This window comes from Terrabacter sp. 2RAF25, assembly GCF_052115265.1.
Lineage (GTDB): Bacteria > Actinomycetota > Actinomycetes > Actinomycetales > Dermatophilaceae > Terrabacter.
This window is the reverse complement of record NZ_JBFRGJ010000002.1, coordinates 518459-537671: the sequence shown is the minus strand read 5'-3', so window position 1 is coordinate 537671 and position 19213 is coordinate 518459. Positions and strand designations below refer to the sequence as shown.

At 71.6% G+C, this 19213-nt stretch carries 18 protein-coding genes; 10 read left to right on the top strand and 8 right to left on the bottom strand.

Going from position 1 to position 19213, the window contains the following annotated elements; all coding sequences use genetic code 11:
- Positions 1 to 37: 37 nt before the first annotated feature.
- The 5 genes from AB4091_RS05735 (at position 38) to AB4091_RS05715 (ending at position 5535) form a co-directional block, all read left to right on the top strand.
- Positions 38 to 520, top strand: a complete 483-nt coding sequence (locus tag AB4091_RS05735) for a (2Fe-2S)-binding protein (protein ID WP_442290767.1) — start codon at positions 38 to 40, stop codon at positions 518 to 520.
- On the top strand, positions 517 to 3012 hold the full coding sequence (locus AB4091_RS05730) for a xanthine dehydrogenase family protein molybdopterin-binding subunit (protein ID WP_442290766.1): 2496 nt from the start codon (positions 517 to 519) through the stop codon (positions 3010 to 3012). Before AB4091_RS05735 ends, AB4091_RS05730 begins: the two co-directional genes overlap by 4 nt.
- Positions 3009 to 3866 carry an FAD binding domain-containing protein gene (locus AB4091_RS05725; protein ID WP_442290765.1) on the top strand — a complete coding sequence of 286 codons (858 nt, stop codon included), beginning with the start codon at positions 3009 to 3011 and terminating at the stop codon, positions 3864 to 3866. The genes AB4091_RS05730 and AB4091_RS05725 overlap by 4 nt, the downstream gene beginning before the upstream one ends.
- Positions 3867 to 3873: 7 nt before the next feature.
- The gene (locus AB4091_RS05720; RefSeq protein WP_442290764.1) at positions 3874 to 4650 is read left to right on the top strand and encodes an SRPBCC family protein; all 777 of its coding nucleotides are present in this window, start codon (positions 3874 to 3876) and stop codon (positions 4648 to 4650) included.
- A 231-nt stretch (positions 4651 to 4881) separates the two neighbouring features.
- A complete protein-coding gene (locus AB4091_RS05715) occupies positions 4882 to 5535 on the top strand; it encodes an NAD(P)H-binding protein (RefSeq protein WP_442290763.1) in 654 nt (217 codons plus the stop codon).
- Between the two features lie 9 nt (positions 5536 to 5544).
- Here AB4091_RS05715 and AB4091_RS05710 read toward each other — a convergent pair whose 3' ends face one another.
- On the bottom strand, positions 5545 to 6492 hold the full coding sequence (locus AB4091_RS05710; RefSeq protein WP_442290762.1) for an ornithine cyclodeaminase family protein: 948 nt from the start codon (positions 6490 to 6492) through the stop codon (positions 5545 to 5547).
- A 148-nt stretch (positions 6493 to 6640) separates the two neighbouring features.
- Between AB4091_RS05710 and AB4091_RS05705 the strand changes: the two genes are divergently transcribed.
- Positions 6641 to 8014 (top strand): L-serine ammonia-lyase, encoded by a 1374-nt coding sequence (locus AB4091_RS05705; RefSeq protein ID WP_442290761.1) that lies wholly within the window; start codon positions 6641 to 6643, stop codon positions 8012 to 8014.
- Here AB4091_RS05705 and AB4091_RS05700 read toward each other — a convergent pair whose 3' ends face one another.
- Together AB4091_RS05700 and AB4091_RS05695 are read right to left on the bottom strand one after the other, a co-directional pair.
- Entirely contained in the window at positions 8015 to 8485 is a 471-nt protein-coding gene (locus tag AB4091_RS05700) for a hypothetical protein (RefSeq protein ID WP_442290760.1), read from the bottom strand.
- 75 nt (positions 8486 to 8560) lie between these two features.
- On the bottom strand, positions 8561 to 9898 hold the full coding sequence (locus AB4091_RS05695; RefSeq protein ID WP_442290759.1) for a glycoside hydrolase family 1 protein: 1338 nt from the start codon (positions 9896 to 9898) through the stop codon (positions 8561 to 8563).
- Between the two features lie 42 nt (positions 9899 to 9940).
- Between AB4091_RS05695 and AB4091_RS05690 the strand changes: the two genes are divergently transcribed.
- Positions 9941 to 11134: a molybdopterin molybdotransferase MoeA gene (locus AB4091_RS05690; RefSeq protein WP_442290758.1), complete on the top strand. Its 1194-nt coding sequence runs from the start codon at positions 9941 to 9943 to the stop codon at positions 11132 to 11134.
- A 36-nt stretch (positions 11135 to 11170) separates the two neighbouring features.
- Positions 11171 to 12808 (top strand): ABC-F family ATP-binding cassette domain-containing protein, encoded by a 1638-nt coding sequence (locus AB4091_RS05685; protein WP_442290757.1) that lies wholly within the window; start codon positions 11171 to 11173, stop codon positions 12806 to 12808.
- A gap of 80 nt (positions 12809 to 12888) precedes the next feature.
- Here AB4091_RS05685 and AB4091_RS05680 read toward each other — a convergent pair whose 3' ends face one another.
- The 4 genes from AB4091_RS05680 to fdhD form a co-directional block, all read right to left on the bottom strand.
- A complete protein-coding gene (locus tag AB4091_RS05680) occupies positions 12889 to 13404 on the bottom strand; it encodes a nitroreductase family protein (protein WP_442290756.1) in 516 nt (171 codons plus the stop codon).
- Between the two features lie 89 nt (positions 13405 to 13493).
- Positions 13494 to 14129 (bottom strand): VOC family protein, encoded by a 636-nt coding sequence (locus AB4091_RS05675; protein WP_442290755.1) that lies wholly within the window; start codon positions 14127 to 14129, stop codon positions 13494 to 13496.
- Positions 14130 to 14152: 23 nt separating this feature from the next.
- Positions 14153 to 14491, bottom strand: a complete 339-nt coding sequence (locus AB4091_RS05670; RefSeq protein WP_442290754.1) for a YciI family protein — start codon at positions 14489 to 14491, stop codon at positions 14153 to 14155.
- Positions 14492 to 14525: 34 nt separating this feature from the next.
- The gene (gene fdhD, locus AB4091_RS05665; protein ID WP_442290753.1) at positions 14526 to 15374 is read right to left on the bottom strand and encodes a formate dehydrogenase accessory sulfurtransferase FdhD; all 849 of its coding nucleotides are present in this window, start codon (positions 15372 to 15374) and stop codon (positions 14526 to 14528) included.
- A 35-nt stretch (positions 15375 to 15409) separates the two neighbouring features.
- On the opposite strand from fdhD, the gene mobA reads away from it, so the two are divergent.
- Together mobA and AB4091_RS05655 are read left to right on the top strand one after the other, a co-directional pair.
- On the top strand, positions 15410 to 16054 hold the full coding sequence (gene mobA, locus AB4091_RS05660; RefSeq protein WP_442290752.1) for a molybdenum cofactor guanylyltransferase: 645 nt from the start codon (positions 15410 to 15412) through the stop codon (positions 16052 to 16054).
- Positions 16055 to 16331: 277 nt separating this feature from the next.
- Positions 16332 to 18389, top strand: coding sequence for a M4 family metallopeptidase (locus AB4091_RS05655; protein ID WP_442290751.1), 2058 nt, complete (start codon positions 16332 to 16334; stop codon positions 18387 to 18389).
- Between the two features lie 185 nt (positions 18390 to 18574).
- On the opposite strand, the gene AB4091_RS05650 is transcribed toward AB4091_RS05655, so the two are convergent.
- Complete coding sequence (locus tag AB4091_RS05650) at positions 18575 to 19186, bottom strand: hypothetical protein (protein WP_442290750.1); 612 nt, start codon at positions 19184 to 19186, stop codon at positions 18575 to 18577.
- Positions 19187 to 19213: the final 27 nt, after the last annotated feature.

The following is a 19213-nucleotide window of genomic DNA, read 5'->3' as shown; positions in this document are numbered from 1 at the left end:
GGAAGTCAACTGCAGTGCGGCAGGAGGACAAACAGCAATGACCCGTATCAATGTGACCGTCGACGGGGTGCGCTACTCCGACGAGGTCGAGCCCAGGACCCTTCTGGTCCAGTACCTCCGCGAGAGCCTCGGCAAGACCGGGACCGTCGTGGGGTGCGACACGAGCAACTGCGGTGCCTGCACCGTGCACCTCGACGGGACGAGCGTGAAGTCGTGCAACGTCCTCGCCGTCCAGGCGGACGGTCACGAGGTGACGACGATCGAGGGGCTCGCCACGGATGGCGAGCTCCATCCAGTTCAGCGGGCCTTCCACGAGACCCACGCCCTGCAGTGCGGCTACTGCACGCCGGGCATGATCATGCAGGCCTGCGACCTCCTCAAGGAGAACGCCGACCCGAGCGAGCAGGAGATCCGCGAGGGGCTCGAGGGCAACCTCTGCCGCTGCACCGGCTACCACAACATCGTCAAGGCCGTTCAGCAGGCAGCCAAGGACCTCAGCTCGCAGGCGGTGAGCTCGTGACCGTCACCGAGGACCGGCCGGCTGACGCCGCCGACGTGCCCGCGCCCGAGATCGGCAAGGCGCGCACGCGCAAGGAGGACCAGCGCCTCATCACGGGTCGCACTCGGTGGACCGACAACATCCAGCTGCCCGGCATGCTGCACCTCGCCATGGTGCGCAGCCCCTTCGCCCACGCCACCATCACCGCCATCAACACCGACGAGGCGAGGAAGGCACCCGGCGTCGTCGGCGTCGTGACCGGCGCGGACATCAAGGACGTGCAGGGCGCCGTCGCCAACGCGTGGCCGCTCAACGCGGAGCAGAAGACGCCGGACCACCTGCCTGTGGTCGTCGAGCACGTTGCCTGCGCGGGCGAGATCGTCGCCGTCGTCGCGGCCCGCACCGCCGCCGAGGCGAGGGACGCCGCCGAGCTCGTCGACGTCGACTACGACGAGCTGCCAGCGGTTCTCGACCTCAAGGAGGCCATCAAGGACGAGGTGCTCGCGCACCCCGCCCTCGGGACGAACACCTCCGCCGTGTGGACCCTCGACTCGGCCGGCCAGGGGTCGGGAACCGACGTCGAGGACGAGATCGCTGCCGCACGCAGCGACGGCATCGTCATCGAGCGTGAGTTCCGCCAGCAGCGGCTCATCCCAGCCTTCATGGAGCCGAGGTCGACGGTGTGCGACCCGACCGGCGAGCAGATGACCGTCTGGAGCTCGACCCAGGTGCCGCACATCCTGCGTTTCCTCGTCGCCGCGACCACGGGCATCCCCGAGTCCAAGGTGCGGATCATCGCGCCCGACGTCGGGGGCGGCTTCGGCGGCAAGCTCCAGACGACGCCCGAGGAGTTCGCCACGATTGCCGTGGCCCGGCGCCTCGGCAAGCCCTGCAAGTACACCGAGACGCGCAGCGAGTCCCTGCTGTCCGGCCACCACGGCCGCGACCAGTGGCAGAAGCTGACCCTCAGCGCCCGCAAGGACGGCACCGTCACCGGCCTCAAGGTCGAGCTGCTCGCCGACCTCGGCGCGTACGTCGGCGTCGTCGGCGGTGGCGTGCCGGTGCTCGGCGCGTGGATGTACAACTCCATCTACAAGTTCGCCGCCTACCACTTCACCGTGCGGACGCTGCTGACCAACAAGACGTGGGTCGACGCCTACCGCGGCGCCGGTCGCCCCGAGGCGACCTTCGCCATCGAGCGCATGATGGACCAGCTCGCGGTCGAGCTCGGGCGCGATCCGCTCGAGGTGCGCCAGCAGAACTGGATCACCCACGACGAGTTCCCCTTCACCTCGGTCGCCGGCATGACCTACGACTCGGGCAACTACGAGGCAGCCACCGCCAAGGCCAAGGAGCTCTTCGGCTACGACGAGCTGCGCGCCGAGCAGAAGCACCGCCGCGAGAGCAACGACCCGGTCCAGCTGGGCATCGGCATCTCGACGTTCACGGAGATGTGCGGCCTCGCCCCGTCCCGCATCCTCGGCGCGCTCAACTACGGCGCCGGCGGCTGGGAGAGCGCCAGCATCCGGATGCTCGCCACGGGCAAGGTGGAGGTCCTCACCGGGGTCTCGCCGCACGGTCAGGGTCACGAGACGGCGTGGAGCCAGATCGTCGCCGACCGGCTCGGTGTGCCGTTCGAGGACGTCGAGGTGCTGCACGGCGACACCCAGATCTCCTCCAAGGGCATGGACACCTACGGCTCGCGGTCCCTCGTCGTGGGTGCCGAGGCCGTCGTCCGAGCCGCCGACAAGGTCATCGAGAAGGCCAAGGTCGTCGCCGCGCACCTGCTCGAGGCGAGCGTCGACGACATCGAGTTCACGCGCGGGAAGTTCGGCGTCAAGGGCACCGACAAGGGCATCTCGATGCCCGAGATCGCGCTCGCGACGTGGACTGGTCACAACCTGCCCGACGGCGTCGAGCCGAGCCTCGACGCCGACGCGACCTTCGACCCCGAGAACTTCTCGTTCCCGCACGGCACCCACCTGTGCGCGATGGAGGTCGACACCGAGACCGGTGCGACGTCGATGCGCAAGTACGTGTGCGTCGACGACATCGGCACGATCATCAACCCGCTCATCGTCGAGGGGCAGGTGCACGGCGGCCTCGTCCAGGGCATCGCGCAGGCCCTGTGGGAGGGCGCCGAGTACGACGACCAGGGCACGCTCGTCACCGGCTCGTTCGTCGACTACACCCTGCCCACCGCTGCCGACACGATCAGCTTCGTCACCGACCACACGACCTCCCCCTCGACGTACACCGCGTTGGGCACCAAGGGAGTCGGTGAGGCCGGGGCCATCGCCTCGACACCGGCCGTCGTCAACGCGATCGTCGACGCGGTGCGCCACCTCGGCGTCGACGACATCGTGATGCCGTGCACGCCCGAGCGGGTCTGGAAGGCGATCCAGGCCGGCGCTCCGGTCAACACGGAGGGCGAACGCGCGGCTGCACCGCACTTCGACGAGGGTGCGCCCAACCAGGATCCCGGCGCTGCGAGCGAAGGGAGCGACCAGTGATCCCCGCACAGTTCGACTACCTGGCACCGACGTCCGTCGCCGACGCGGTGGCGGCACTTGCCGAGCACGGTGACGAGGCAAAGGTGCTCGCCGGCGGTCAGTCGCTCCTGCCCATCCTCCGGATGCGTCTCAACGCACCCGGCGTGGTCATCGACCTCGGGCGCATCGCCGAGCTCCAAGGGGTCTCCGAGGACGGTGACCATCTGGTCATCGGCGCCATGACCACGTATGCCGCCGTGCTGGCCTCCGAGGCCGTGTCGACGCACGCGGCCCTGCTGTCCAAGGCGATCGCCACCGTGGCCGACCCGCAGATCCGCCACCGCGGCACGGTCGGTGGTGCGCTCGTGCACGCCGACCCGGCGGGCGACGTCGGGGCGCCGGCACTTGCCCTCGGTGCCGAGTTCGTCATCGCGGGGTCGGGCGGGTCGACGCGTACGGTCGCGGCCGACGACTTCTTCGAGGACCTCTTCACCACGGCCGTCGGCGAGGGCGAGCTGCTCACGCAGATCCGCATCCCCAAGCACACCGGGTGGGGGGCGCACTACGAGAAGTTCGTCCGGGTCAGCCACCAGTGGTCGATCGTCGGCGTCGCGGCCACCGTGCGCAGCGAGGGCGGATCGATCGCCGAGGCCAGGGTCGGCCTGACCAACATGGGCTCGACCCCGTTGCGTGCCAAGGCGGTGGAGGAGGCGCTCGTCGGCAAGCAGGCCACCGACGAGGCCGTGCGTGCTGCCGTCGCCTCGGTGGCCGAGGGCACCAACCCGCCCTCCGACCTCAACGGCGACGCCGACTACCGCAAGCACCTCGCCACGGTGCTGACACGGCGCGCGGTCCTCGCCGCAGCGGGAGCGTGATCGCCGGATGGAGCTGACGCACTCCTTCACCGTGCCGACCTCGGTCGACGACGCGTGGGCCCTCTTCATGGACCTCGAACGGGTCGGCGGCTGCTTCCCGGGCGCGACCGTGACCGAGGTGACCGACAACGGCTTCTCCGGAACGGTGAAGGTCAAGCTCGGCCCGATCGCGCTCGTCTACTCCGGCTCGGGCTCGTTCGTCGAGCGTGACGACACGAGCCACCGTGCCGTCATCGAGGCGAAGGGCAAGGACAAGAGAGGCAACGGCACCGCAGGAGCGACCGTCTCGATCCAGCTGGCTCCCGACGGCGACGGCACGCGGGCCGACGTCACGACCGACCTCGCTGTCACCGGCAAGCCGGCCCAGTTCGGCCGGGGCGTCATGCAGGACGTGTCCGACAAGCTCCTCCAGGCGTTCGTCGCGTGCATCGAGAAGCAGCTCGGCGCGGCCGGCGGCGGGGACGAGGCCGCGGCCACCCCACCTGCGGCGGCGTCGGGCTCCCGATCAGGCTCAGCCGAGCCGGCTGCCGACGACTCTCCCGCAACGGGATTCGTCGAGACCGGCTCCGACGCGCTCGCCGCCGACACGGACCCGCGAGTGGCAACGAGCACACTGCCACCGTCACCCCCGCGTCGGGTCACCTCCGAGGTCGAGGAGGACGCGCCCCTCGACCTCGGGTCGGCCGTCATGCCGGTGCTCATCCAGAGGTATGCCGGCTACGCCGCGGCCGCGGCCTTCGGCGTCGTCCTCGGCTACCTCATCGGCCGGAGCTCCCGCGACTGACCTCCCCCCAACCCTCCAATCGAGAGAACACTCCGTCACCGCCCCCGGTGGTGACGGAGTGTTCTTTCGATCGGGTGGGTGGGCGCGCCCCTCAATCGAGAGAACACTCCGTCATCGCCTGTGCGTGACGGAGAGCGGCGCCGACGGACGGAGCCGGGCCCGTGGCGCCCTGCTCCTCGACCGGGGACGTGCCGGAGGTCGCGCCCGGCCCGACTCTGCGATGGTGGAGTCATGTCACGAGTTCTCATCATCGGCGGCCACGGCAAGGTCGCCCTTCTCGCAGCCCCGCTTCTCGTCGCCGACGGGCACGACGTCACGTCCGTCGTGCGCAACCCCGACCACGTCGCCGACATCGAGGCCACCGGTGCGACCGCAGCAGTGCTCGACATCGAGTCGGCGACGACCGAACAGCTCACGGGCCTCGTCCGCGGCAGCGACCTCGTCGTGTGGTCGGCCGGCGCAGGCGGCGGCAACCCGACGCGTACGTACGCGGTTGACCGCGACGCGGCGATCCGCTCGATGGAGGCGACCGCTGCAGCCGAGGTCGCGCGCTACGTCATGGTCTCCTACTTCGGCGCGGGCCCCGATCACGGTGTGCCGCAAGACAACCCGTTCTACGCTTACGCCGACGCCAAGACGGCCGCGGACGCTCATCTGGCGGGCACTGACCTCGCCTGGACCATCCTGCGTCCGAGCGCCCTGACGCTCGACACCGCGACGGGCCACATCGAGGCGGGCGACGGCGTCACGGCCGGACGGGTCTCGCGCGACAACGTGGCGCACGTCATCCGATCGGTCGTCGCGCACCCCGAGGTGACATCGCGACGCGTCATCGCCTTCAACGACGGGCCCCACCCGATCGACGAGATCGTCACGGGCGCATAGGCGCTCGGCTCAGGGCCGGGCCACGTGCTCGGCGATGACGAGGTCCTGCCAGGCCATGCCGACGCTCTTGAAGACGTTCGGCCGGTCGCTCGCGCGCTGGACCTTGCCCAGCACGACGTCCTGGAGCGTGTGCACGTCGTCCCAGTCGAGGGCGCCCTGGGCCGCCGCGAGGATGACGTCGCCGGCCTCGCGGTGCGCCGTGGCGAGGTCCTCGACGACGACGAGGGCGCGCCCCAGCAGGCCCGAGCCCAGCTCGCGGCGGTGCGCCTCGTGCGACCCGATGGCCACGACGCAGGCGCCGTCGGCGACCCAGTCGTCGCCGATCACTGGTGTCGCTGCCGACGTCGCCGTGACCACGACCTGCGCGTCGCGCACCGCGGACTCGACCGCGCTGTCGTCCACCGTCAGGGCGTCGACGTGCAGGCGCCTGCTGCCGGCAAGGCTGGACACCCGTTGGGCCGTCGCTCGCGCGGCCTCACCCCGACGCCCCACGACGGTCACCGAGGACGTATGCCGGATGGCGAGCAGCGCCTCCACGTGACCCACCGCCTGGGGGCCGGTGCCGAAGACGACGGCCGCCTCCACGTCTGCCGGCGCGAGCGCGTCCATCGCGACGGCCGAGACGGCCGGGGTGCGCAGGGCCGTGACCGCCGCCCCGTCGATGAGGGCAAAGGGCGTCAGCGTCTCGGTGTCCATCAGCACGTAGATCGCCTGGATGCGGTCGAGCCCGCGGGCCGGGTTGCCGGGAGCGACGGACAGCACCTTCACCCCGGCCGCCTGGCGGTTGCCCGACGGCATGACGAGCAGCTGCCCCTCACCGGCCGGCACCGCCTGGCGGATCGGGTCGGCGGAAGGGTCGAGGCCGTCGGCCAAAGCCTGCCGCACGAGTCGGCGCGCGCGATCGGGAGTCAGCGACCGGCGTACGGTGGCGGCGTCGACCCAGCGTGGTTGCGGCATTGCTCGACTCTAGGTGGCGGCCCACGGACCCGCCCGGCAGGCCCCCGCGCCGCAGGCGTGTGCGGGCCCGGCGTGGCTGGACGTACGCTCGTCGGGTCCCCCACACCCGGGGCGACAGCCGTCAACGACGACACGAAGTCAGGACACCATGCCGCTCAGCGTTTTCGACCTCTTCTCGATCGGTATCGGGCCGTCGAGCTCGCACACCGTCGGACCGATGCGCGCTGCCGCGATGTTCGCCGAGCGGCTGCGCGACGAGGGGGTCCTCGACCGCGTGGCCCGGGTGCACTCGCAGCTGTTCGGGTCGCTCGGGGCGACGGGTCACGGCCACGGCAGCGACAAGGCGGTGCTGCTCGGTCTCACGGGTGAGCGTCCCGAGCTGTGCGACCCTCGAGCCGTCGAGGGCCGCCTGGCCGAGATCCGCGCGAGCCGCCGCGTGTCGCTGCTCGGCGTGCACGAGATCGACTTCGTCGAGGACGAGGACCTCGTGCTGCACCGCCGCAAGACGCTGCCGGTGCACCCCAACGGCATGACGTTCACCGCCGTCGACGCGTCGGGGGCGACCCTCGCCGAGCGCACCTACTACTCGGTCGGTGGCGGTTTCGTGGTCGGCGGCGACGCCGACGGCGAGACGAAGATCGTCGAGGACTCCACGCCGGTCGCCCACCCGTTCCGCACGGGTGACGAGCTGCTCGCCCACTGCAAGGAGACGGGCAAGTCGATCTCGCGGATCATGCTCGAGAACGAGCTGTCGTGGCGCACCGAGCAGGAGGTCCGCGACGGGCTGCTCGAGATCTGGCGTGTCATGAAGGAGTGCGTGCGCAACGGCATCGCCACCGAGGGCGTGCTGCCCGGTGGCTTGCGCGTCCGCCGGCGCGCTCCCGAGCTGGCCCGCCGACTCCGACTCGAGGGCACGAGCGACGACCCCCTCCGCGGGATGGACTGGATCACCCTGTACGCGCTCGCCGTCAACGAGGAGAACGCGTCGGGCGGCCGTGTCGTCACCGCCCCGACCAACGGTGCTGCCGGCATCATCCCGGCCGTCCTGCACTACTACGCGAACTTCGTCAACGGTGCCGACCGCGACGGCATCGTGCGCTTCCTGCTGACCGCGGGTGCGATCGGCGTCATCTACAAGGAGACCGCCTCGATCTCGGGTGCCGAGGTCGGCTGCCAGGGCGAGGTCGGCTCGGCCTGCTCGATGGCAGCGGGCGCCATGGCCGCCGTCATGGGCGGCACCCCCGAGCAGGTGGAGAACGCCGCCGAGATCGGCATGGAGCACAACCTCGGCCTCACCTGTGACCCCGTCGGCGGGCTCGTGCAGATCCCGTGCATCGAGCGCAACGCCATCGCGTCGGTCAAGGCCATCACCGCGGCTCGCACGGCGCTGCGAGGAGACGGCTCGCACGTCGTCAGCCTCGACAAGGTCGTCAAGACGATGCGCGAGACGGGCGCCGACATGAAGGTGAAGTACAAGGAGACGGCGCGCGGCGGCCTCGCCGTCAACGTCATCGAGTGCTGACTACTCCTCCAGGCGTCGGCCGGGGGTGTCGGGAACGCCGGGCGAGCCGAACCCGGCCTCGGTGCTGAGCGGCAGCTCGACCTCGCACTCGTAGTAGCGCATCTGGAGGCGGGCATGCTCGACGTCGATGGTCCCCTCGCCCACGGCGATGACGTCGTCGAGCCACCGGTGGGAGGGCGCCTCCGCCTGGAAGGTGAGGACGTGGACCCCGCGTCCGTCCGTCAGCGAGGACAGGCCGGTCAGGGTGAAGAGGACGACGCCGTCGTCGACGTGGATGACGCCGCGGGAATCGGGTGAGGCCCACCCCTCCCGGATGCGTGGGAAGTTCGACCACGACGCGGTGCCGGACAGCCGGCCCGTCAGGGTGCCGGTGCCCTGGCCGTAGACGCGTCCGTCACGTCCGGCCGAAGGTGGGACCTCGTGGAGGAAGTCATAGGTCCAGGTCGCGTCGCAGAGAGGGGTCAGGCGCATGAGAGCCTCCTCGGGAAGGTCTCCCTCGACGGTACTCCCGTGGTCGAGTCGCCGCCGCGGTCGGCACGAGGTCGGTCAGCGGTGGTGGGCCTCGACCCGACTCGCCGGATAGATCCGTCCCGAAACGTGTCTCGCGTGCATGTCCGCCGTCGTCCCACCCTCACGGGCGACTTCGGCGAAGAAGCGCCCCGAGTCGCGCACGGTGCGCTGCTGCGTCTCGTAGTCGAGGGCGACCAGCCCGAACCGCGGCCCTTCGCCTTCGTTCCACTCCCAGTTGTCGACGAAGCACCAGTGGTAGTACCGGTCGATCGGAACTCCTTGTGCACGAACCTCGCTCACGACCGACAGGTGTTCCCACAGGTAGCGCGACCGGAACGCGTCAGCCGCGTCGGCCGTGCCGTTCTCGGTCACCCACACCGGCAGTCCGTAGGTCTCCCAGGCCCACCTGGCCGTCTCGCCGAGCCCGGCTGCGTACACCTCCCACCCGAGGTCGTTCACGGGCACGCCGGGGGGAGTGCCGTCGTCGAACCGGGTCACCGTGGTGCGCGAGTAGTAGTTGAGGCCGAAGAAGTCGGCATACCGCGCTGGGCCCTCGCCGCCCTGCTGGGGTATGCCGGGTGGCCGGCGCAGCGGCCCCGTGAACTCCCCGGTCGTCATGGCCCGCACGATCGCGTCCTGGAAGAGGTGGCGCATCGTCCGCGTCAGCACGCGGTGCCACGGGTTGCGGGGGTTGCCGGGGCGGAACGGCCGCAGGTGGTGCGCCACCCCGACCCGCGTGTCGGGCCCGGGCTGCAGCGCGTGGATGAGGCCGTACGCCCGGAGGTGTGCGGCCGCGAGCACCGAGTAGACCCGCAGCCCCTCGCGCAGTGAACGGTGCCCCGGTGGGAAGTCACCGAAGACGTGGGCGCCGGTGACGAAGACGTTGGGCTCGTTGATCGTGACCCACTCGGTGACGACGTCGCCCAGCCGCGTCACGACCTCGGCGACGAAGCGCTCCCACACCCACAGGGCGCCCGGCCCGAGCCACCCGCCGTCGCGCTCGAACCACAGCGGCTGGCTGAAGTGGTGGAGGGTCACGAGCGGCCGGATCCCCTTCTCGCGCAGAAGGTGCAGCTCGTCGCGGTAGCGCCGGAACGCCGCGTCGTCCCACTCGCCTGGCCGTGGTTCGAGCCGTGCCCACTCGACACTCATCCGGTAGACCTGCATCCCGAGCGACGCCATGAGCTCGGTGTCCTCGCGCCACCGGTCCCAGTGGTCGGTCGCGCGCCGCGGCGACGAGCCGTCTCGGATGGTGCCCGGCCGGTCGGCCCAGTCGGTCCAGCTGCTCACGACGTCGCCGCCCTCGATCTGGGTCGCGGCGGTGGCGACGCCGAGCAGCACCCCGTCCAGCCGGAAGCCGTCCACGGTCGCCATGCGCCTCAACGTACCGGCCGTGCATGCGCCAGACTGGCGCGCGTGGGTCACGTACCGGTCGCCGATCACCGTGCCGCCGTCGAGCGGCTCGTCGGCGACGGCGTCGTCGAGAGGGTCGCCCTCGACCGGCACGCGGCCGGGCGGCGCCTCGCCGGCGACCTGGTCGCCACCGACGACCTTCCTCGTTTCGACGCCTCCGCCATGGACGGGTATGCCGTCCGGCCGGCGACCCCGCACCAGCGCGCCTTCGCCGTGGTCGGCGACGTGCCGGCAGGGACTGCGCCGGACTTCGAGCTGACCGAGGGCCAGGCGGCGCGCGTGATGACGGGCGCCCGACTGCCGGCGGGGACGGTCGCCGTCGTGCCCGTCGAGCGCACCGACGCCACCCCGACCGGGCCCGCCCCGGCCACCGTGACCATCGACTCCGCTCCCGACGACGGCCAGCACGTGCGCACGAGAGGTGAGGACGTGTTTGCCGGATCCGTCCTTGCCGCAACGGGATCCGCGATCACCCCCGCTCTCGTCGCTTTGGGCCGTTCGGCCGGCTGCACGGCGGTCGACGTGTGGGCGGCGACCCGTGTCGCCGTCGTCGCGACCGGTGCCGAGCTCGTGCGTCCAGAGGTCGACCCCGGGGCCGGCGGCATCCACGAGTCGAACTCCGACATGGTGGCGGCCCTCGCCGGCGAGGCGGGCTGCGCCGTGGTGCGCGTCGAGGTCTGCTCCGACGAACCCGACGAGCTCCGCGCCCTGCTCGACGCCCTGGACGCCGACCCCGGCGTCGACCTCGTGATCACCACCGGTGGGGTCAGTGCCGGCGCCTACGAGGTCGTGCGCCAGGTCTGCTCGCCGCTGCCGGCCTTCGACTTCGTGCACCTGGCCATGCAGCCCGGCGGCCCGCAGGGTCTCGGCCGCTACGGGACGACACCGGTCGTCTGCCTCCCCGGCACGCCGGTCGGCGCCTTCGTGGCCTTCCACGTGCTCGTCCGTCCGGCGCTCGACCGGCGCCACGGCGCGCCGACCCGCAGACCCGGCCGTGCGGCATACGTCGGCAGGACGCGCCGCACCCGCACCGGCCGCGTCCAGTTCGTCACGAGCGTGCTCGCGGCGGACGGCACCGTGAGCGCCCCCGACGCGCGGCACCTCACCGCGCTCGCCGCCGCGAACTGCCTCATCGAGGTGCCCGAGGCGGTCGACCAGCTCATCGCCGGCGACGACGTCGTCGTCCACCACCTCTGACCGGAGCACCGTCGGTTCGCCTCTAGGCTGTCGGGCGTGAGCGCGACCCTCGTGGCCAAGGACCTCGCCGGGGGCCACGCCCACCGGACCCTCTTCGAGCACCTCGACCTGACGGTCGCACCGGGTGACGTCGTCGGTGTCGTGGGCGCCAACGGAGCGGGCAAGTCGACCCTGCTGCGCCTGCTCGCCGGGGAGGACCAGCCGCTGGCGGGCTCGGTGACCACGGCGCCGTCGGACGCATTCGTCGGCTGGCTGCCCCAGGAGCACGAGCGCGTCGCCGGCGAGACGGTCGCCGCCCACATCGGCAGGCGCACCGGGGCGACCGCCGCGACCGAGGCGATGGAGGCCGCCGCCCACGGACTCGGCGGCGACGACCCGAAGGCCGACGACGCGTACGCCGTCGCCCTCGACCACTGGCTGGCGAGCGGGGCACCCGACCTCGACGAACGCATCCCGCCGATGCTCGCCGAGCTGGGCCTCGACGTCGGCCCGGACGCGCTCATGACCTCGCTCTCGGGAGGCCAGGCCGCCCGCGCGGCGCTCGCGGCCCTGCTGCTGAGCCGCTTCGACCTCGTGCTGCTGGACGAGCCGACCAACGACCTCGACCTCGCCGGCCTCGACCGGCTCGAGGCCTTCGTCGACGGCCAGCGCGGCGGCGTCGTCCTCGTCTCGCACGACCGCGAGTTCCTCGCCCGCTGCGTCACCCGCATCGTCGAGCTCGACCTCGCCCAGAACGCGGTCGCGGTGCACGACGGCGGCTACGAGTCCTACCTCGAGGAGCGCGAGGTGGCCCGGCGACACGCGCGAGAGGCGTACGAGGCGTATGCCGGCACGAAGGCCGACCTCGAGGCGCGCGCCCGCACGCAGCGGGAGTGGTCGTCCAAGGGCGTGCGCAACGCGATGAAGAAGAGCCCCGACAACGACAAGAACCGCCGCGCGGCGAGCATCGACTCGGCCGAGAAGCAGGCCCGCAAGGTGCGCCAGATGGAGTCGCGGATCGCCCGGCTCGACGAGGTCGCCGAGCCGCGCAAGGAGTGGGTGCTGCAGTTCTCGATCGGCGCCGCGCTCCGGTCGAGCACGGTCGTGTCGACGCTCAACGAGGCGACCGTGCGCCGTGGCGACTGGACCTTCGGCCCGGCGTCGCTCCAGGTCGAAGGGCGGCGCCGCATCGGCATCACGGGGCCCAACGGTGCTGGGAAGACGACGCTGCTGTCGCTGCTGCTCGGACGCATCGAGCCCGACCAGGGGAGTGCCTCGCTCGGGGCGTCGGTCGCCATCGGCGAGATCGACCAGGCTCGCACCGGACTGCGCGAGGACCTGCCGCTCGGCGACGCGTTCGGCGAGGCCGTGCCAGACCTCGCGCCGGCCGACCGCCGCACGCTGCTCGCGAAGTTCGGGCTCAAGGCCGACCAGGTCGGGAGCGCGGTGGGGCGGCTCTCACCGGGCGAGCGGACGCGGGCCGCGATGGCGCTGCTGCAGGCCCGCGGCGTCAACCTGCTCGTGCTCGACGAGCCGACCAACCACCTCGACCTGCCGGCCATCGAGCAGCTCGAGGAGGCCCTCGATTCCTACGACGGGGCCCTGCTGCTCGTCTCGCACGATCGGCGCCTGCTCGAGAACGTCAGGCTCGACGAGCGCTGGCACGTCGAGGCCGGCCAGGTCACCCGCCTCTGACCTGGGCCCACCACACCACCGCGACACCACCGCCACACGACTGGGTGGGGGTGGCGGGCAGGGCTCCACGGGGCAGTGGATCACCAGGTGCCGCGGTGGACGACCTCGTCGAAGGGACGTCGGTTGAGCCGCTGGATCACGGCCAGTGGCTTGTCCGCCGGGTAGCCGACGGAGAGGACGTACGCCAGGAACTTGCCTTCCGGGAAGCCCAGCACGGCCTTGGCCTGCTCCTGGTCGGCGGCCGCGGCGTGCCCGGTGCCCACGCCCAGGTCGGCGGCGGCGACCGTCATCGCGTAGGTGGCCTGGCCGAGGTCGTACTGCAGCAGCGCGGACTGCCGGTCGTCCTCGGGCTGCGGCGCGACGATGGCGATAGCGGCGGCTGCGCCGGCCACGTGTCTCGCGCCCTGCCAGACCTTCGCCAGCTCGACGAGCTGCTCCCGGTCGGTGACGAGCACGAAGTCCCACGGCTGCCAGTTGCCGGCCGACGGCGCGCGTCGCCCGGCCTCGAGGATCCGGTCGAGATCCTCGTCCGGGACCGGCCGGTCGGTGAACTGTCGGACGTTGCGCCGCGCCCTCAGGGCGTCCCAGGTCTCCACCCAGTCATCGTGCGCCTGCGAGGCGGCTCCCCGCCACCATCCGACGCCCTCACGTGACCACGGTTCGCGCGCGCCTACGGCAGGTCCGGTCAGGCCGCGAGGTCGACGAGGTTGCCCGAGGGGTCGGCAAGGGTGAACCAGTGCGGGGCGTGCGAGTCGTCCACGACGCGTCCACCGGCTTCGAGGGGCGCCTCGATGCGCCGGGCCACCTCGGCAGCGGACGTGCTGAGATCGACGTGGATGCGCGCGGGGGCGTCGCGGCCGTCGTTCACCGCCTGGTTCCACACGCCCGGCGCGCGGCCCAGCGGGTCGATGATGTCGGCATCGGCGACCTGGTGGTAGCCCGTCACGGCCTGCCAGAACGGGACCGAGTCCCGTCCGCCGTCGATCGCGATCTGGATCGACTGCAGGTGCGAGACGTCGGCGGACAGGCCGAGGTCTCCTGCGACCGCAGAGATCGAGGCGGCCAGACCGGCCGCGGCCTCGACCAGCCCTCCGGCGTCCCAGGACGAGGCGAGCCGCACGGTGATGCCGGCAGCCCTGAGCTCGAGATCGGGACCGTAGCCCTCCGGCGCCAGCTCCACCACGCGCCGGGCGAACTCGACGCGGGTCCGGGCGTCGGAGCACGGGTAGTGCGCCAGCGCCCCCTCGAACGTCAGCCGCCACTCGTCGGCGGACGCGACGGCATAGAACTCGCTCGCACCGATGACCACGCTGCCTCCCACGTCTCGAATCCGTCCCGCCGTCGTCAGCCGGGAGAGTTCGTCGGGTCGGCGACCCACGGCCCGAGCGGCGGGTCCCACGTGCGCACGACCCGGCGCAGCACGTAGCCGCCCAGCCAGTAGGGGTCCTGGTCGAACGTCGCGGTCAGCTCGTCGAGCGAGTCCGCGGAGCAGACGATGAGCGCGGCGTTGGCCGGCTCCTGGTCGGTCGGCTCGCCCTCGCTCACCTCGTCGGTGCCCGGCTGGTACATGCCGGCCACGAGCAGCCCCGACAGCCCGCTCAGCCACTCGCGGTGCTCGGGACGGATCGTCAGCATTTCGCCGGCGTCGTCGGGATACGTGTAGTGGATGGCGAAGATCGGCACGCTCGGTTCTCCAGTCGCTCGAGTGGTCGGGTGGTCAGGCGGTCGTGATCCGGTGCCCACCGGCATACACGTTGAGGCGGGCGTCGCGCACGAAGCCGAGCAGCGTCATGCCGGCGTCGTCGGCGCACTCGACCGCCAGGGACGACGGCGCCGACACGGCGGCGAGCACGGGTATGCCGGCCATGATCGACTTCTGCACCAGCTCGAAGGACGCGCGGCCCGAGACGACGAGCACGCAGCCGGTGCCGGGCACGCGGCCGTGCTGCAGCGCCCAGCCGACCACCTTGTCGACCGCGTTGTGCCGCCCGACGTCCTCACGAACCACCAGCAGCTCGCCGTGGGCGGTGAAGAGCCCGGCCGCGTGCAGCCCGCCCGTCTTGTCGAACGACCGCTGCTCGCCCCGCAGCGCGTCGGGCAGCTCGGCGACCACCTTCGCGGCGACCTCGACAGGGTCTGACCGCACCTCGAACGCGGACTGCGCCCGCAGCTGCTCGATGCTCGCCTTGCCGCACACCCCGCACGACGAGTTTGTGAAGAACGCCCGGGTCGACGCGGCAGACGGCGGCGCCACACCAGCAGCCAGCGTCACGTCGATGACGTTGTAGGTGTTCTCGTCGAACCCGCTCTCGCCCGAGACGACCGCACCCTCGCAGTAGCGTGCGAGCGCGATGTCCTCGACGGAGCGGAGCAGCCCCTCCGCGAGCAGGAAGCCGTGGACGAGCTCGATGTCGTGGCCGGGCGTGCGCATGGTGACCGTCAGCGGCGTGCCGTTGACGCGCAGCTCGAGCGGCTCCTCGACCGTCAGCGTGTCGGGCCGCGTGCTCGTCGAGGGCGTGGCGAGGTCGATCGTCGTGACCTTGCGCCGCACGGTGACCCGTCCCATGGGCCCAGCCTAGGTCCCGTGCCAGACTCCGAGGGGTGTCGAGCACCCCAGCGCCGAAAGGCCCCGTCGTCGTCGTGCTGACCGGCGGGGCCTCGCGGCGGATGGGCTCGCACAAGCCGACGCTCGACGTCGCCGGGCGCCCACTCGTGGCCCGCGTGCTGGCGGCCGCCGGCGCGCACCCCGCGCTCGTCGTCGGCCCCGGTCAGGGCGTCCCCGACGGGGTGCCCGTCGTGATGGAACGCGTCCCGGGGGGCGGCCCGGTCTCCGGGATCGCGTATGCCGTCGAGGCCGTGAGCGCCGGAGGCACCGAACCCGACGCCATCGTCGTGCTTGCCGCCGACCTGCCCTTCGTGACGTCCGAGCACGTCGAGCGTCTGCTGACGGCGATCGCGTCCGCCGACCTGGCCGTCACGGTCGACCCCGGCGGCCGCACCAACTGGCTCTGCGCGGCCTGGCGCGCCGACGTGCTGGCGAGCCGGCTGGCCGAGCTCGGAGACGTCGGGGACGCGTACGGCCGCAGCATGCGCGAGCTGTGCGACGGCATACGCACGGTGCGTGTCGACGACCCCGCCGGGGTGGCCACGGACGTCGACACCCCGGCCGACCTGGAACAGGCCCGAGCGCGTGCTGGCCGCCCGCTCGACAGCCCGTCCGGCCACCCCTCGGACGACCCTTCCTAGCCTCGTCGGCCCTCGTCCGGCCCTCGTCCGGCCCTCGCCCGGCCCTCGTCCGGCCCGACTCTGGGAGGTCGCCCAAGTCGCGCCCAGCGGCGAATCCCATTGCCGCCAAGCGTTTTCCCAGAGTTGGCGGGCATTTGGCAAAGACTTGGTAAGCCCCTTGACCGCGATTCTCGGCTGCTGCGAACGTCGCGCTCGTTCTCGCCGGAATCTCGGTCCGTGAGATGGGCGGAACTCCCTCCAGGCGGCCCACGCGCCGCATCCTGACAAGGAGTAACCAGTGAATCGACTGAAGTCCGGGCTGGCGACCGGAGGGCTGCTCGCCCTCGCTCTCGCCATCTCGCCGGCGATCCCGGCGGGCGCAGCGGCCGGAGCGGGACGCGACAAGGCGCCCGCCCCCGAGTCGCAGAGCCTCAAGGCGACCGAGCAGTCCCGAGCAGCATCGTCCGCGAGCGCCCTCGGCCTCGCCTCCGGCGAGAAGCTCACCGTCAAGTCCGTCATCGCGGACGCCGACGGCGTCACCCACGTCCGCTACGAGCGCACGCTCGACGGGCTGCGCGTGATCGGTGGCGACTTCGTCAGCCACAAGGACTCCTCGGGCGCCGTCAAGAGCGTCACCTGGAACGTCCGCAAGAACGTCACCCCCTCGACGATGACGCCGAAGGTCTCCAAGAGCCAGGCCCACCAGGCCGGTCTCGCGGCGTCGAAGGCGAACAAGGAAACCGCCACCCCCGGCGAGCTCGTCGTCTTCCAGTCGGCGGCCGGCCCGAAGCTGGCGTACGAGGTCATCACCGAGGGCATCAAGGCCGACCAGACCCCGACCCGCCTGCACACGATCGTCGACGCCACGAGCGGCGCCACGCTGACGAGCTGGGACGACGTCAAGAACGGCACGGGCAACGGCATCTTCGTCGGCTCCGTCACGCTCGGCACCACCGCCGGCACGACGTACACGATGAAGGACACCCACGGGAACTACGCCACCGACCTCAACCAGGCCACGACCGGCAACGGCACGACGTTCACCGACGCCGACGACGTCTGGGGCAACGGCCTGCAGAGCAACCGGCAGTCGGCTGCCGTCGACGCGCACTACGGCGCCGGCAAGACGTACGACTACTACAACACCCAGCTCGGCCGCGCCGGCATCTGGAACAACGGCACCGGCGCCCGCAGCCGCGTCCACTACGGCCAGAGCTACGTCAACGCCTTCTGGGACGGCACGCAGATGACGTACGGCGACGGCGCGAACAACGCGGCCCCCCTCGTCGAGCTCGACGTCGCCGGCCACGAGATGAGCCACGGCGTCACCGAGAACACCGCCGGTCTCGCCTACACCGGCGACGCGGGCGGCCTCAACGAGGCGACGTCCGACATCTTCGGCACCGGCGTCGAGTGGTACGCCAACAACCCGAACGACGTCCCCGACTACCTCATCGGCGAAGAGATCAACATCAACGGCAACGGCACGCCGCTGCGCTACATGGACAAGCCGAGCAAGGACGGCGGCTCCAAGGACTGCTGGAGCAGCTCGCTCGGCGGCCTCGACCCGCACTACTCGTCGGGCCCGCTGAACCACTGGTACTACCTGGCCTCCGAGGGCTCCGGCGCCAAGACGATCAACGGCGTCAGCTACAACAGCCCGACGTGTGACGCCTCGACGGTGACCGGCATCGGCCACCTCAAGGTCGAGAAGATCTGGTACCGCACGCTGTCGACCTACCTCACCTCGAGCAGCAACTACGCGGCGGCCCGCACGGGCGTCATCAAGGCGGCCAAGGACCTCTACGGCGCCGGCTCGGCCGAGTGCACGGCGGTCGACAGGGCGATGGGCGCCATCTCGGCCCCGGCCAGCACCGAGACCTGCGGCACCGGCGGCGGTGGGGGCGGCGGCGCCGCCCTGACCAACGGTGGGTTCGAGTCCGGCCAGACCGGCTGGACCGGCACGGCGGGCCCGATCACGAACAACACGGGCCGCCCGGCCCGCACCGGTTCGTACAAGCTGTGGCTCGGCGGCAACGGGACCGCTGGTTCCGAGAACGAGTCGCAGACCTTCGCGGTGCCGGCCACGGCCACGAGCCCGACGCTGACGTACTACGTCCGCATCGACACGGCCGAGACGTCGACCACGTCGGCCTACGACACCGCCACCGTCTCGATCAACGGCGTGACCAAGGCCAGCTTCTCCAACCTGTCCACCCCGAAGGCGTCCTACGTCGCCAAGACGATCGACCTGACGGCCTACAAGGGCACGAACGTCACGCTGAAGTTCGCCGACACCGAGGACTCCTCGCTGCAGACGAGCTTCGTCATCGACGACGTGTCGACGAACTTCTGAGCGAAGGTAGCCTGACACACCTCTGAGGTCGGTGTGCCGCCGGGTCCACCCGGTGGCACACCGACCTCTCGCGTATGCCGTGAGGTGGCGTGGCGCGACAGGTGGCGTATGCCGTGGTGCGGCGTCAGGCGTACGTCCCCGGTGTCGGGGGTTGGTGACGCGAACTCGGCGTCAGGGGCTCGGCGTCAGGGGCCGGGTGCCACGACGGGCGCCGTGGGCGTGGTGCAGCGCGTCGTGGCCGGGGCCGACAGCGTCACGTCCGAGACGAGGCCGGCGACGAGGCCGGCGATCTCGCCGAGCGACGGGTCGCTGAGGTCGATGTCGCGGGCGTGGTCGTCGGTGACCGAGATGGAGATGGGGTCGCTCTCGGGCGCGGCGCCGGGGTCGACCTGGGTGAACTGGTCGCTCGGCGTCTCGGCGAGGGGCACGCCGAGGCGCAGGGTGGCGAGCAGGGTCACGAGCTGCCGCTGCAACGGCCCGGCCAGGGTGCAGACGCGCCCGTGCACCGAGCGGGTCTCGACGCGCAGGCGTCCGTCGGCGTCGAGGACGATGCGGTCGTCGAAGCCGGCGATGCCGCCGGTGCGGCGCAGCACGAGCGGGAAGGCGGGGCTGTCGGACGAGGTGACCGAGCCTGCGCCGCCTGCGCCGAAGCGCTGCTTGGGTGGTGCCTGCGTCGTCGCCGCCGAGGTGTGTGCCGCTGCGCCGGGCAAGGCGTCGGCGTCGGACACGGCGACACCGCACCCCCCGGTCAGGAGTGCGGCAATGGCCATCCCCACGTACAGGCCCGTACGCCCCATGGGGACCATGGTGCGCCGTTTGCCTCG